Origin of the sequence: Salsipaludibacter albus, from assembly GCF_019798055.1 — a bacterium.
Taxonomy (GTDB): Bacteria; Actinomycetota; Nitriliruptoria; order Nitriliruptorales; family Nitriliruptoraceae; genus Salsipaludibacter; species Salsipaludibacter albus.
On sequence record NZ_JAHOPH010000006.1, the window covers coordinates 53,865 to 67,637 of the forward strand.

Annotated in this window: 15 protein-coding genes; 5 read left to right on the forward strand and 10 right to left on the reverse strand. The window is 70.7% G+C overall.

Translation table 11 applies throughout. The features are described from left to right. Positions 1-43 precede the first annotated feature (43 nt). Entirely contained in the window at positions 44-1,228 is a 1,185-nt protein-coding gene (gene argE / locus KR546_RS05330) for an acetylornithine deacetylase (protein WP_238443669.1), read from the forward strand. 11 nt (positions 1,229-1,239) lie between these two features. Then, complete coding sequence (locus KR546_RS05335; protein WP_238443670.1) at positions 1,240-1,461, forward strand: DUF2905 domain-containing protein; 222 nt, start codon at positions 1,240-1,242, stop codon at positions 1,459-1,461. Here KR546_RS05335 and KR546_RS05340 read toward each other — a convergent pair. The 9 genes from KR546_RS05340 to KR546_RS05380 all read right to left on the reverse strand — a co-directional run bounded on the left by KR546_RS05340 (position 1,433) and on the right by KR546_RS05380 (position 9,675). Then, complete coding sequence (locus tag KR546_RS05340; protein WP_238443671.1) at positions 1,433-2,110, reverse strand: dihydrofolate reductase family protein; 678 nt, start codon at positions 2,108-2,110, stop codon at positions 1,433-1,435. The two genes, KR546_RS05335 and KR546_RS05340, sit on opposite strands and share 29 nt — an antisense overlap. Positions 2,111-2,480: 370 nt before the next feature. Next, positions 2,481-3,590, reverse strand: coding sequence for an alanine/ornithine racemase family PLP-dependent enzyme (locus KR546_RS05345; protein ID WP_238443672.1), 1,110 nt, complete (start codon positions 3,588-3,590; stop codon positions 2,481-2,483). Beyond that, on the reverse strand, positions 3,587-4,720 hold the full coding sequence (locus KR546_RS05350; RefSeq protein WP_238443673.1) for an N-acetyltransferase DgcN family protein: 1,134 nt from the start codon (positions 4,718-4,720) through the stop codon (positions 3,587-3,589). Before KR546_RS05350 ends, KR546_RS05345 begins: the two co-directional genes overlap by 4 nt. A gap of 731 nt (positions 4,721-5,451) precedes the next feature. Next, positions 5,452-5,844, reverse strand: a complete 393-nt coding sequence (locus tag KR546_RS05355) for a hypothetical protein (RefSeq protein WP_238443674.1) — start codon at positions 5,842-5,844, stop codon at positions 5,452-5,454. A gap of 391 nt (positions 5,845-6,235) precedes the next feature. Further along, the gene (locus KR546_RS05360) at positions 6,236-6,712 is read right to left on the reverse strand and encodes a GNAT family N-acetyltransferase (protein WP_238443675.1); all 477 of its coding nucleotides are present in this window, start codon (positions 6,710-6,712) and stop codon (positions 6,236-6,238) included. Between the two features lie 30 nt (positions 6,713-6,742). Further along, a complete protein-coding gene (locus KR546_RS05365; RefSeq protein WP_238443676.1) occupies positions 6,743-7,132 on the reverse strand; it encodes a nuclear transport factor 2 family protein in 390 nt (129 codons plus the stop codon). Positions 7,133-7,302: 170 nt separating this feature from the next. After that, positions 7,303-7,944 carry a GNAT family N-acetyltransferase gene (locus tag KR546_RS05370; protein WP_238443677.1) on the reverse strand — a complete coding sequence of 214 codons (642 nt, stop codon included), beginning with the start codon at positions 7,942-7,944 and terminating at the stop codon, positions 7,303-7,305. 3 nt (positions 7,945-7,947) lie between these two features. Beyond that, on the reverse strand, positions 7,948-8,778 hold the full coding sequence (locus KR546_RS05375) for an aldo/keto reductase (protein WP_238443678.1): 831 nt from the start codon (positions 8,776-8,778) through the stop codon (positions 7,948-7,950). Positions 8,779-8,919: 141 nt separating this feature from the next. Then, positions 8,920-9,675, reverse strand: a complete 756-nt coding sequence (locus KR546_RS05380) for a DUF899 family protein (RefSeq protein WP_238443679.1) — start codon at positions 9,673-9,675, stop codon at positions 8,920-8,922. 361 nt (positions 9,676-10,036) lie between these two features. On the opposite strand from KR546_RS05380, the gene KR546_RS05385 reads away from it, so the two are divergent. The 3 genes from KR546_RS05385 to KR546_RS19010 all read left to right on the forward strand — a co-directional run bounded on the left by KR546_RS05385 (position 10,037) and on the right by KR546_RS19010 (position 12,379). Next, positions 10,037-10,735: a hypothetical protein gene (locus KR546_RS05385; protein WP_238443680.1), complete on the forward strand. Its 699-nt coding sequence runs from the start codon at positions 10,037-10,039 to the stop codon at positions 10,733-10,735. Positions 10,736-10,888: 153 nt separating this feature from the next. Continuing rightward, the gene (locus tag KR546_RS05390) at positions 10,889-11,050 is read left to right on the forward strand and encodes a hypothetical protein (protein ID WP_238443681.1); all 162 of its coding nucleotides are present in this window, start codon (positions 10,889-10,891) and stop codon (positions 11,048-11,050) included. Positions 11,051-11,149: 99 nt separating this feature from the next. Continuing rightward, positions 11,150-12,379, forward strand: a complete 1,230-nt coding sequence (locus KR546_RS19010) for a M23 family metallopeptidase (protein ID WP_274387639.1) — start codon at positions 11,150-11,152, stop codon at positions 12,377-12,379. Between the two features lie 48 nt (positions 12,380-12,427). Here the strand turns inward: KR546_RS19010 and KR546_RS05400 are convergent, their stop codons facing one another. Next, complete coding sequence (locus tag KR546_RS05400) at positions 12,428-13,771, reverse strand: permease prefix domain 1-containing protein (protein ID WP_238443682.1); 1,344 nt, start codon at positions 13,769-13,771, stop codon at positions 12,428-12,430. Between the last annotated feature and the right edge of the window lie 2 nt (positions 13,772-13,773).

Sequence of the window (13,773 nt, forward strand, 5' to 3'; positions counted from 1 at the left end):
TCCCCGTCAGACCCCGTCGATCGTCCACGAGCCGAGGCCCTGCATGTTCGACCCCGTCCCGATCGGCGACAACGACGACGTGAGCGGCGTGCTCGACCACCTCGCGACGCTGGTCGGCAGCGACAGCACGTCCGGGGGCTCGAACATGGCGGTCGTCGACCATGCGCGCGACGTCCTGGAGCCCGGCGCGACCGACGTCCACGTGCAGGCCCACCCGGACGGCGACCGCGCCAACCTCCTGGTCCGCTTCGGTCCGGACGCACCGGACGGCGTGATGTTGTCGGCCCACACCGACTGCGTGCCGGTCACGGGGCAGGACTGGGACAGCGACCCGTTCGAACTGGTCACGGTCGGCGACCGGGTCGTCGGTCGGGGGACCACCGACATGAAGGGCTTCATCGCCTGCGTGCTGGACGCCGCGGACGAGCTGGCAACGGCCGACCTGGCCGTGCCGGTGTTCGTCGCCCTGTCGTGGGACGAAGAGCTCGGTGCGCTGGGCGCGGAGCCACTGGCCGAGCACCTCGCCGGCCTCGACCGACCGCCCAGCCGTGCCGTCATCGGCGAGCCCACCAGCATGGGGATCGTCAACGCCCACAAGTCGGTGCGGGCCTACACCTACACCTTCCACGGACTGGGTGGGCACTCCTCCCAGCCCGACGGTGGCGCCAACGCGCTGCGGGCACTGGTGCGGCTTGGGGCCTACGTCGACGACGTCGCCGCCGAGCAGCGAGCGGTGACCGACGACCGGTTCGAGCCGCCGTTCACGACGTTCAACCTCGCGATGGCGTCCGCCGGGACGGCGATCAACATCATCCCCGACCGGGCCGAGCTGACCTTCGAGTACCGCGCCCTGCCGGAGGTCGACGGTCCCGACCTGGCCGACCGGATCGAGGCGTACGCCCGCGACGAACTGCTGGCCGACCTTCGCCGGACCCATCCGGAAGCGCGTCTGGACGTGGTGTCGCCCGGCGTGCTGCCGGCGTTGCACGCCGAACGGGACGGCGATGCCGAACGGCTGGTGCGCAACGTCCTCGGCACGGGCTCGCCAGCCGAGACCGCACCGTTCGGGACGGACGCGGCGCGGTTCCAGGCCGTCGGGATCTCCTCGGTCGTGTGTGGGCCGGGCGACATCGCGATCGCGCACCGGCCCAACGAGTCCGTCGAGGTGTCCCAGCTGGCCGCCGGGCGACGGTTCGTCAGCGACCTCGTCGCGACCCTGTCGAACTGAGGGAGGCCGAGGTGGACCGCGAGGTCGGCGTGGTGGTCGCCGCGATCGGGGCTGGGGTGGTCCTGTTGGGCCTGGTGATCTGGTCCGGGGCCCTGTCCTGGTTCGGGCGCCTCCCCGGCGACATCCGGATCGAGGGCGACTCCACCCGCGTGTTCATCCCGATCACCTCGATGGTCATCGCCTCGGTGGTCCTCACCATCGTGGTCAACCTGGTCGGTCGCTTCCTCCGCTGAGGTCCCCGCGCCAGAACAGCAGGTGGGTGACGCCGCTGGGACTCGGCACGCGGTCGAGGTGGAACCGGTCGAGCAGGTCGTCTGGCCGTTCCCACAGCGTCTTGCCCGTCCCGATCGTGATCGGCACCTGTGCGACGTGGAGCGTGTCGACGAGGTCCGCCTCGAGGAACGCCCGGATCGTGGTGACCCCGCCACCGAGGCGGACGTCGAGGCCGTCCGCCGCCTCACGTGCCCGGCGCAGTGCCTCGGCTGGTGAGGTGTCGAGGAAGTGGAAGGTGGTGTCGCCGAGCGTGAACGTCGGGCGCTCGTGGTGGGTCAGGACGAACACGGGAGTCCGGAACGGCGGGTCGTCGCCCCACCACCCCTGCCAGTCGTGGTCCTCCCACGGGCCGCGCTGGGGTCCGAACTTGTTGCGCCCCATGATCTCCGCGCCGATGCCGTGGGTGAAGTCCCGGGTGAAGTAGTCGTCGAGCCCCCGGGTGCCGCCCGGGTCGGTGCGGTTGGGCCAGCTCGCGGTCGCGCCGGCCCACGAGAACAACTGGGAGGGGTCCACGTCCTCCCCGAACGGACGCTCCAGGCTCTGGTCGTGGCCCGCCGCCACGCCGTCCGCCGAGACGCTGAAGTTCTGCACCCTGAGCAACTGTTCCATCTCGAGCTCCCGTTGTCCGGTTCGCACACGACGCACGAACCCGTCACTCGATCTTTCCAGACTCGTGCACTCCGAACAACCGCTCGCCTGCCAAGGAGACTCCGAGAATGCACGCCCGGACTCCTGACAGCGGGAAGCATGGCCGGTCTCGTGGCCGTCCTCAGACCTACCGATCCGCTGCGATGACAAGCACGGGTGTCGGACTGGTGGGCACGTGGCACCTGTGGGCGATTGGGGTGGATGCCGGATCGGCTGCCCTGGTGCCGCCGGGGTTCGGGTCATCGGTGAATCTCCGCCCGTCTCGATCGGCGTTCCTGTGGTGCTGACCGGGTGGACGGGTCTCACGTCCGCGTCTGGGCCCGCGGAGGTGTCACGGGGCTGGTGTTGGCACGAGGGGGCGTACTGCCGGTGGGGCGATGATTCGGGTCGCCACGAACGGTGACGTCATGGCCCGCAGCAGGGCGCTGTAGTCAGGCTGGAAGGCCACCTCGGTTCCGACCGGCAGGACGTGGTCGGTGGACGCCACGAGGTGGTCGCTGCTGCATGCAAGGAGCTCCACTCCCGGCGGTGGGACCAGTCCGTCGGCATCGACGTCCTGGCGACCGATTGCCAGGATCGACTGGACGACCGTGGTGGTGTGTCCGTTCGCGCCAGCGACCGAGGAGGGCTGACCGAAGGCAGCCTGGGCGATCCGGCCCCATGGCAGGCTCGGCTTGGTCCGCGACTCGATGACCTCGGCGACGATGGTGAAGGCGTCCGTGTGAAGCCCCGGGATCGGCCGGCGGTGCAGCGTCTCGCGTCCCAGGAGGATGGCCTCCCCCAGGCGCAGGTTGGTGACACGGCCGACATCGGTGCCTCCCAGCGCCCACTCGAGCGCGGCCGAGTTGCCTCCCGACACGAGGTCGAGCGGTCGCCCGATGTCCTTCTCCACGGCTGCGGCCAGCTGTGACAGTTGCCCCATGTTCACGTCATCCGGGACGACCCCGCTGCGGCAGGCGAGGTTCGTCCCGATGCCACGCAGGACGATGTTGGGCAGGCGCTCGGCCACGTCCACGAGTCCGGGCAGGTCACCCGGCATGACGCCCTCGCGCAGGTCCCCGAGTTCGACCATCAGCACGACCCCGTGAACGCGTCCCTGGGCCTGGGCGGCAGCCGAGAGCAGCGCGAGCGTCGCCGGCTCGGTCGCCAGGCTGGTGTCGGCGTGATGCACGACCCGATCCACCTGGCTCGCCATCGGCGAGCGCAGCAGGGTCATCGGCCCGGGGACACCGGCTCGGCGCATCGCCTCGATGGATTCGATGCGGGCATCTCCCAGGCCGGCCACACCTGCGTCCGTGAGCACGCCGGCGATCGCCGGATCGCCCAGGAATGCCTTGGTGACCCCGGTCACCGCGATGCCGCGCCGTGACAGCCGCTCGGTCAGCGTGGTGGCGTTGTGACCCACCTTGGCGAGGTCGACCTCGATGCGTGGTGCGGTCATCCCACGGCGACCGGGACAAGGCCAGCCACCTCGGGGAAGGCCTGGATGACCATGTCGACGAGTCGCTCCGGCGACCGTGTGAGTGCGTCGGTGGCAGGCAGGTCGAAGGTCGCCTCGTACAGCGCGATCGCTGCCGACACCTGGGCATCCGACATGCCTTCGTGGTTGATCGTCAGCCCGATCACGCGGGTGGCGGCAAAGGTCTCGATCAGGTCGACCTCGTCTGCGGGGGTCGGCATCGCGAAGGCCGGGAAGTCCGTCCGCACGGTCCGGCCCGGCGCGTGCTGGAGCACCACCGCATGGGGCATCGAGCCGCGCAGGATGAAGGCGGAACTCGAGTAGGCGGGGTGGCTCAGGGCCCCTTGTCCCTCGATGACGATCACGTCGGGGTGGCTGTCCTCCCACGCATCGACCACGGCGGCCTCCATCTCGCCGGCACCGAACTGGGCCGGCACCGCGTCCAGCGCGATCCCGTGCGCTCCCTGCATGAGGCCGGTCTGGCCGGTACCGACCAGGACGGCCCGCACGCCACGGGAGGTGAGGGCGTCGACCAGGATCGTGGCCGTCGTGCGCTTGCCGATGGCGCAGTCCGTACCCAGGACCGCGATGCGGGGACAGGCCACGTCCATGATGCGGCCGGTGAAGGTCTTCAGGTCCTGCGTGGCCTTGGGACGCCGCACATCGATGATGGTGACGTCGTTGATCGCGGCGGCGGCCGCGAACTCGGCATCGTCATTGAGGAACTCGTGCAGGCCGTTCACCAGGCCCATGCCGCGGCTCATGGCGTCCAGCAGCAGGACCCGCTCGTGGGACGCCAGCCTGCCACTGCTCGGTGCGATCCCGAACACCAGGACGTCGGGACGCCCCCCACCCACCCGGACCGCGTCGTCGAGGTCGGACACGACGGGGATGCCGTTGGGCCTGCCGTCCAGCACCATCCCGGCGTCGCGTCCGGCGTGGTGGCTGTCGATGACCGACCGGACCTCGTAGGTCTCGCTCCGGCGCACCAGGCCGTTGGCAGTCTTGCCGTCGACCAAGCCGAAGTTGGCCTCGCAGTAGACCACCGCCGTCGGGCGGTCACCAACACCGGGTGAACGACGGCGGGCAGGAGAATCGGAGAATGGGGACATCGTCACACCTCGGGCCTGTTGGGCTCAGAGGAGGCGACTGGCGCTCGGGAAGGCCCGATCCGGGCCGAGGTCCACGAGGCGTCCCCGCTAAGTCACTCCCCACCGTACAGCCCCGCGAGACGGACCGGCCCAGCTCCACGGCCGCCCGCACCCAGCCGCGCCAACACCCGGCCAGACTCGTTGGTCCTGCGCCGGGAACGACTGCCACCTCGGACACGCCGGAACTCGGATCGCGCACCCGGTTTCGACTCGTCCATCGGGGTGTCGAGAGCGGGGCGCGGTCACCGAAATCTCGAGTGCGAGTGGCTCCGAGTCCTTCCCCAAGATGCGATCGGCCGTCTGACCGGATCGATCAGCATGATCCCCAAGCAGACCGGTGGGTACCTGCGCCGTTGCGACGTCGCACGCGGGTTGACTTGAGTGTCAAGGTGGCGCTGGGTCGACAGCCGGGCCGCATGCGCAGTCACGCCCGCCATGCCGATCCCACACCGGACAGGGACTCGATCGGGGGCGGTATCCCGCAGCTCCCGACACTCTCGAGGACGCCGGTGAGCCCGTGGGAGATCCGTCCGCTCTCGGCACTCTGGTGAGCGGATCGAAATCATGGTGACCGCCCGATGTCGCCACCTGGCGGTCGCCGGTGCCGGCGATCGTGTGCGGGTCCCGTGCGTGGGCGCACGACAAGAGCACACGACACTGTTCCGGACTGGCTGAGCCGATGACGGAGGGATTCAGCCGAACGGTCGCAGGACGGTCACCGACCCGTTGACGCCGTCGGACACGGTCACCAGCACGCGTGCCGCACCGAGATCCTCCCCGGCGACCAAGTCCGCCGGGACGGTGGCGGTGGTGTCGGTCGTCTCGCCGACCACCGACCGCCAGGTCCGGCCGTCCGCGGTGGCATACACGGCGTACACGAACTCGGCCCCCTCGTCCGCGGCCGCTTCCCACGTGAGCACGACCGGGCCGCCGGCCGTGGCGCCGCCCGTGTCCGGCTCCGTGATCGTTACCGTCGGGATGGCCCCCGACGCCTCGGCGACCGCGGCAAGGGCACCGTCGACGTCGACCTCGAGCGCCGCGGCCGGGACAGCCGGTGTGTCGAGGAAGATCGTGAAGTTGGACATGTCGCCGTCGCTGAACCCGACAACTCCCCCGTGGCCTCGGCCAGCACGATGCCGTCGGCGTCCACGAGGCGGGCGGTGACCGACCCGGGCACGACCGGGGGGCGCCGGGCCGCCGGCAGGACCTTGGCGGGGTTCAGGGTGACCCGGCCGCTGCTGTCGTCGCGGACGCCCGACACCTGGGTCACCTGCACGTACCCGCGCGGCAGGGGGTCCCTAGCCACGGTCGGCCCGTCGGCGGTGCTTGGCGTCCCCGACGGGTCGTCGGCCGTGGTCGTCGTGCCGCTCGACCCGCCCGACGGCTCGGTCGGGTCCGTGCCGTCCCGGCAGCCCGTCAGCGCCACGGTGGCGGCGAGCGCCACCGCGGGCAGCCACCGTCGTGCGGGCAGACGGGCTACTGGGCGACCTTCCATGCCTTGCGGAACTCGTTGATCGCCGAACCCGGTTCGGCCCCGGCAGCATAGGCCTCGGCCGCAACACCGGGTCGAGACCTTCCCAAGCCTGACACCACCCGCGGGGACGGGTCGTCCCGCGACGTCACGCGTGCTCGTCGAGGTCGCGTTCCTACCAGGTGCCCGGCCTGCCGCCGAGGTCGGCTGGCCGTGGCGACGCCGCGTCCCGCGACGTGCGCTGCGACGCGACAGCCCAGCTCGGCGACGCCGGGTTGCACGAACGCCAGGTTGAACCGTCCCAGGATCGAACCGTCGTCGGCCACCAGGGCGTGGAAGGCGCCCTCACCCACCGCCTGCGCGGCCAGGCGCTCGCCGTACCGTTGGTCGAACTGCGAGGAGAACGCCTCGCCCCGGTCCGAGATCGACGTCGCGAACCCCTCCCCGGTTCGTCGTCTCGAACGCCAGCACCGCTGCAGCATGGTCGGCACCGATGCGCTGCAGGTCGGGCATCAGGCGTCCTCAGTGGCGGCCGCGTGATAGGTCACGATCTCGGCGATCTTCGCGGCTCGGCCATGGCTGGTGTAGGTGACCACATGGACGAACCGCCGGGTGGAGGTCGCGCCTTCCGCGCACACCTGCTTTCCGTGACTCAACAGGTGTCGGATGCGCAGTTGGGAGACGTGATCCTCCGCCCACCCTTCCACCAGGCAGCGGACCTCGTCGATCCCGGAGTGAACACGACTGCCGGCGACGTCCCATCGGACGTCGTCATCCAGTTGCGAACACACCGTGTCGACATCCGCCTCGGCGAGCGAGATCAGCCAATCACGAACCTGCGCCTTCCGAGGCGCGTTGCCACAGTCGGCATCGACGTTCACTTCCAGTCGCGGTGAGCTCACGGCAACTCCTTGGTCTCCGATCGCACAGGGAAGACGATCGCGACGTCGTCAACTCATCGAAGCACGACCTCCCCGGGACGACGAGAGCGAAGGACATGAGACGTCGGAGGCGCTTCCGTCGGAAGCGTCAGCGGAGGGATCACCGGTCTGCCCAGAGGGCTGGGTGGCGCCTACCTCCCGTCGACTTCCCTGGTCACGACCCAGCGATGCTTGCCGATCTGGCGGTCGCGGACGAACCCGAGCTGTTCGTAGGTGGACAGCGCGCCATGGAAGAGGAAGCCGGCGGGCACGGATCCGGCGGCCTCGGGGTACCCCTCGACGACGCCACCGCCGAGCGTGGCGATCAGGTCGACGGCCCCGGCGATGGCCGCGGTCGAGACCCCGGCACGGCGGTGGCCCTTGCCGACGTAGCAGCAAGCGATCCGCCAGTCCGGCTCGGTGGTCACGCTCTTCTCCCAGGCCACGCGGTTCTTGATCCGTGGCACCTCGTCGGGGTGCCCGAACTGGGCCCAGCCCACGCACTCGTCACCATCGAAGACCAGCGCCGCGTGGGCATCACCCGTGCGCACGCGCTCGTGCTTGCGATCGCGGTTCTGTCGTGCCGTGGTGTCCCCGGTGCTCCCTTCGGCGTGGAAGCCCATACACCAGCAGCCACCGAAGATGCCGCCGTTGGCCTCCACCAGGGCGGCGAAGGCGGACCAGGTCGACTCGTCGAGCGCCTCGATCGTGTAGGTCGGTCGGTCCTGCCCCGGGGGCGCCGACGCCCCGGACGGCCCGTGCGCCTCCGACGGGGAGCCGATGGGATCCTGCATCGCTCAGCTCTCCTCGTGGGTGCGGGGGTCGCCGTCGAACAGACGACCGTCCTGCCGCCCCAGTGCGGTGATGGCCGCCACCTCGTCGTCGGTGAGGGAGAAGTCTCCGACGGCGAGGTTCTCGGCCTGGCGCTCGGGTGACCCGGACTTGGGGATCGGCAGGACGCCCAGGTGCAGGTGCCAGCGCAGCACGACCTGTGCCGGCGTCACGCCGTGGGAATCCGCGGCCTCACGGATCGGCGGCTCGTCGAAGACCGCCCGCTTGGCCAGCGGTGACCACGCCTCGGTCCGGATGCCGAGCTCGTCGTGGACGGCGCGCAGGTCCTGCTGGGGGAAGTACGGGTGCAACTCGACCTGGTTGACCAGCGGGACCACGCCGGTGTCGTCGATGATCTCCCGGAGGTGCTGGGCGGTGAAGTTGGACACGCCGATGTCACGGACCAGGCCCTGCTCGCGCAGGTCGACGAGCGCCTGCCATGCCTCGCGGTACAACCCCACCGAGGGGTTGGGCCAGTGGATGAGGTGCAGGTCGAGGCGGTCCAGTCCGAGCCGGTCGAGCGATGCACGGGTCGACGCGATGGCGTCGTCGTGGGCGTGGTGTCGACCCGGGATCTTGCTGCAGACCACCACCTCGTCACGATCCACCGCGGCCTCCCGCAGGGCCTCGCCGACCTCTTCCTCGTTGCCGTAGTTGACGGCGGTGTCGACGAGTCGATAGCCCATCTCCAACGCGGAAACCATGGCGGCCACGCCATCCCTGCCGTCCAGGCCGTAGGTGCCCAGGCCGATCCCGGGCAGGTCGATGCGGTCGGGTGAACTCGTGTGAGGTGTCATGGTCGAAACCTACCGATGCCTGGTCCATCCACCCCCCGACGTCCGACCAACGATGGACCCCCCGCACCGACGTCGAGGTGAGACGTTCCATGGGTGGGAACTCGTGGCGAATCGCGTTCGTGACGTTTCCGGGCCTGGCGCTCAGGGCCGAGCGCTGTCCGGGATCCCGTCGAGCCGCGTGACGCCGGGCCGAGTCCACTGGGGCGTCGGTCGGCCGTGCTCCTCGGGTCCCGGAGTCCCGTGCCGGTCCGTGAGCAACACGGCGTGGGTCGGGTGCTGTGGCCACCCGGCCGGCGAGTCCTCCCACACCTCGCGACGTCCGTGGGCGGTCATGTCGAGCAGCCCGAACGACGGGCTCAACACCTCGTCACCGCGACCGGTCGTCCAGTAGGTCAGGAAGATCCCGTCGTCGCGACGCAGGTAACAGGAGATCCGCCCGGGAACGCCGACCGTGGGATCGTCGAGGTGGGCGTTGGAGTACCAGGGCACGGTGTAGCCCATGAAGTCCCGGAAGGCGGAGATCTCGTCGTACGGACCGTCGACGAGGACGGCGAAGGTGATCCCGTTGCCGTTGAGGTAGGCCGCGTCGGCGGCGGCACCCATGTTCCAGACGTTGCGCGTACAGCCGGGACATTGTTCCTCCCATGGCCGTCCGTCGTGGAACATGTGGCTGTAGGTGACCAGCTCGTCACGCTCGTCGAACACCTCGACGAAGGCAACGTGACCGTCGGGCCCGACCACCGTGGCGTCGGGAGGCACCTCGGTCATCGGCAGCCGCCGTCGTGCGGCGGCGATCGCGTCACCCTCGCGGGTGTGCGCCTTCTCGCGTGCGCGGAGCTCGAGCAGGTGCTGCTCGAAGTCGTCCTGGCTGGTGACGGGCGACGCCGGCGTGGTCATGGGCTCGTCCTGGGCTCGGTGCGTGTCCACCACGGACGGCGGTCCACGGCGGTCACGAGGGTCGACGTCGCCGAGGTGTCCGACTCATCGGTGCGGCGCCGCATGTCCGACGGTACGGACGGCTGCCCGTACGAGCGGGCCCATGTCACCCTGGCCCTCTCCTCGATCGTCTGTAGGGCAGGAGGACTGAACGTCGAGCGAAGGATCGGACGATGACGATCACCACGCCGGACACGCACGAGGGGGACGGTCGATCCACGACAGGCCACCCTCCACCGAGGCAGTCCGAGGTGGCTGGGGCGTCGGGGACCACGCCGGGGGTCGGTACCGCTCCCGCCGGAGGTGCGGGGCCGGTTCGGGCATGCACCCCGTGCTCCCACCGTTGGAGCGGTGGGCACAGGACCGCGGCGTGGTGGCGGCGGTCGCCATCGGTTTCGTCGTGGGCGCCGGATGGGGCATCGTTGCTCGGGCCTGGATGCGCCTGATCTCCGAGCACCCGGAGTTCTCGTGGTCGGGGACCGGTTACATCGTCGTCGCTCCAGCCCTGATCGGGGCCGTCGTCGCCCTCGCCCACGTCGCGATGGCCAGGCACTGGCGCGCTGCCATGCTGCTGCGCGTACCGGCCGTCCTGGTACACGTCCTGCTCGGCATGGGGGCCGGTGCCCTCCTGATCCCGACGATCGCGTTCGGCAGCATCGCCGCGGCGCGGGACCGGTTCGGGCTGGCCCTGCGGCTGGGCCTCGCGGTCCTGGTCCTGGCCCTCGGCATCCCCATCGGCATCGGAGACGGAAGCTCGGCCGTGGGGGTGGGCATCCTCGCCGCAGGCGTGGTGGTGGTCGTGGTGCTCGTGTCGGGCTGGCGGACGCGGGTCGTCCTGGCGAGCCTGGCCATCCTCGTCGCCCTGGGCGTGTCGGTTTCGGTCCTGGTCGCCGAGATCCCCTTGGTGCGCGGGGCGCTGGGCGCACTCCTGTTCCTGCCGTTGGTGGCGGTCCCGACCCTGTCGGCTGCGTCCGTGCTGCGGCCCCGACGGCACCGTCCGACCGAGCCTGCCTCGTCGTGACGCGAGCGTGCGCGACGTCTCGGTGTGTCGACGACCTGGCCCGGGACCGAACCCGGAACCCGACCGGGGACCCGCACGGGCAGGACCGGCGTCTCTGTTCCCGACCGCGCGACGACGCGATGCTCGGTGCGACCGGACGGGGGGATGGTCACCGTGGGCACGAACGCACCCAGGTCGGACAAGGACGTCGAGGCGGCACGGACCAGGCGGTCCCAGCTGTTCGTGTTCGCCGTCCTGACCCTGCTGGCGGCGGGCGTGGCCGTCGCGACCGGGGTCGTCCTGCAGTTGCTGCGCACCCTGCAGGGCCCGTGGTGACGTGGGCGCGACCGTCCACACGCGACATCCGGAGCTGGACGCACCGTCGGTATCACCACGACCGTCCCGGACTCCCCACGCGTGACCGAGGGGGACGACATGGCCAGGACCGCGATCGCGGCCGTGTGGCAGCCGGGCACGGGTGAGCAACGGGTCCGCTGGGGCATGACCGGCGACCAGTTCAAGGACCAGGACACGACGTACTTCAACCGCGGCCTGCGACTGCGTTCGCTCGCCCTGCGGGGCGGTCGGATGGCGGCCGTCTGGCGACCGGGCAGCGGCGAGCAACGGGTCCGCTGGGGCATGGCCGGCGACCAGTTCAGGGACCAGGACACGGCGTACTTCAACCGCGGCCTGCGATTGCGATGCCTCGAGGTGGAGGACGGCAGGATCGCGGCCGTGTGGCAGCCGGGCAGCGGCGAGCAACGGGTCCGCTGGGGCATGTCCGGGGGCCAGTTCAAGGACCAGGACACGGCGTACTTCGATCGCGGCCTGCGCATCCACGCCATGGCGATCGACAACGGGATCGCGGCGGTGTGGCGGCCGGGCAGTGGCGAGCAGCGGGTTCGCTGGGGCATGACCGCCAGCGAGATCTCCACGCAGGACTCGACCTTCTTCGCCCGCGGGCTGCGCCTGTCCGCCCTGGTCGCCGAGGACGGGCGCTACGCCGCGGTCTGGCGACCCGGCTCGGGCACCCAGTGGTGGAGCGCACGACGTGGAGGCGTCGACTTCGCGACGCTCGACCAGGCCCACTTCGCCAACGGGCTGCGGATCTCCAGTCTCGAACTGCACGACGACCCCGTGGGGCTGTACCGCTACCCGTGGAAGGGTGGCGACAAGCGACGGGTCGGACAGGGCAACAACAACCCGACCGGGTCCCACAACGGCAGCCAGGCCTGGGCCTACGACTTCGGCCTGCCCTCCGGCACCGAGATCCGCGCCGCACGCGCCGGAACCGTCGAGTGGCTCCAGGAGAACCTCACCGCGACCTACAACCCGAACGTTCCGGACGGCCCCGGCAACACCCCGTTCCCCGGCGGCAGCCTGCAGAACTGGGGCAACGCCGTGCGGCTCCGCCACGCCGGTGGCTTCACGACGTGGTACTTCCACGTCCAGGCCAACGGTGTGCTGGTCAACGTCGGGGACCGGGTCGCGCAGGGCCAGGTGATCGCCCGGTCGGGCAACACCGGCCGGTCGTCCGGACCCCACCTGCACTTCCAGGTCCAGGCCGACTCCACCGACTGGGGCCAGTCCGTCGCGCACACGTTCGGCAACGACTGCGAACAACCCGCGACCGGCGACAGCGTCACCTCCGACAACGCCGGCTGAACGTCGTCGGTGGGCCGACGGCCGACCCGGTTCGTCCCGGCGAGTGGGTCAGGCGAAGCCGAACAGCGGGGGCAACGCGACGACGACGAGGGCCGCCCAGCCCGCGAACACCGGCAGGTAGGTGGTCTGCCACCGCTCGACCCGGTCGAACGTGGTCCGTCCGCGCAGGAACAGGGTCGACAGCCACCCGGCCACGGCGAGGTTGACCAGCAGCACGAGGTTGAGGCCCAGCGCCGCCGTCCGGTTCGGGGTGAACCCCAGCTCGCCGATCCTCGCCACCATGGCACCCAGCACCATCACGTCCAGCGCCAGGGCGCTGACGACGGCGACGAGCTGGATGCGGTCCGCCCAGCCGGCCGACTCCGCGGGGTCCCGGGCGGACATGCCGTAGAGCACCAGGCCGAGGACCACGATCAGCAGCAGGTCGAAGATCCCCAGCAGCTCGCGGTCGAACGCACCACCGAGACCCGTCACGGCGTACACCACCGCCGCGACGGCAAGCATCACCGCGAACAACGGGGTGAAGACCATCGTGAGCACGGGGGCCATGTTCTCGACGACCTGCTGCTTGGACTCGACCAGCCACCCGGCGACCACGACCGCCCCGGCCGCCCCGGACGGCAGCACCCACAGCATGACGGCCTCGACGTCGACCCCCGCCGGCTCGAGGATCCCGACGGTCAACCCCATCAGCACCCCGCCGCCCAGGGCGATCAGGGCGTAGTAGATCACCCACTCCCCCGTGAACCGCACGAAGTCCATGCGGCGACCGTCGGACCGCAGGTCACCCCCCGTGTAGGGCCAGGCCACCGCGAACCACAGGACGACCGGCAGGTGGGCGGCCACGAGCAGCTCGGTGTTGCTGTCGGGTGACCACGGAAACAGGTTGACCACCAAGGCGGCCACGACGAACGGGACGGCGGCGACCAGGGCGGGACGGAGTCCCAGGCGACGCCGACGCACGAACCATCCGGCCAGGAACGGCAGCACGAGCAGGCTCGCGTTGCGCACCAGCCAGGTGGAGTCACCCTCCGGGAAGTCCGAGAGCAGCCGGGCGACTTGGACGGCGATGGCTGCCAGGACCGCGAACCCCAGCGCCTCTGGCCAGGTGCGGCCGCCCGACGACACGTCGTCGGCGGTGTCGGCCAGGACGAGCTGCTTCCACAGCCGGTCGCGGTGCTCGCGGGCGAACTCCCGGGCCAGGTCGTCCAGGCTGCCCAGCCGGGTGACCGCGATGAGGAAGGACTCGTCGGCCGAGAGGCCGGCGGATCCGAGGTCGGCCATCTGGCCGCGGAGGTGGTCCTCGAGCTCGTCGACGTCCCGACCGTCGATGGCCGGTCCCTGCCCGACGTGGGCACGCCAGCGTGCGATCTCGTGTTCGACGTCGTCCATGC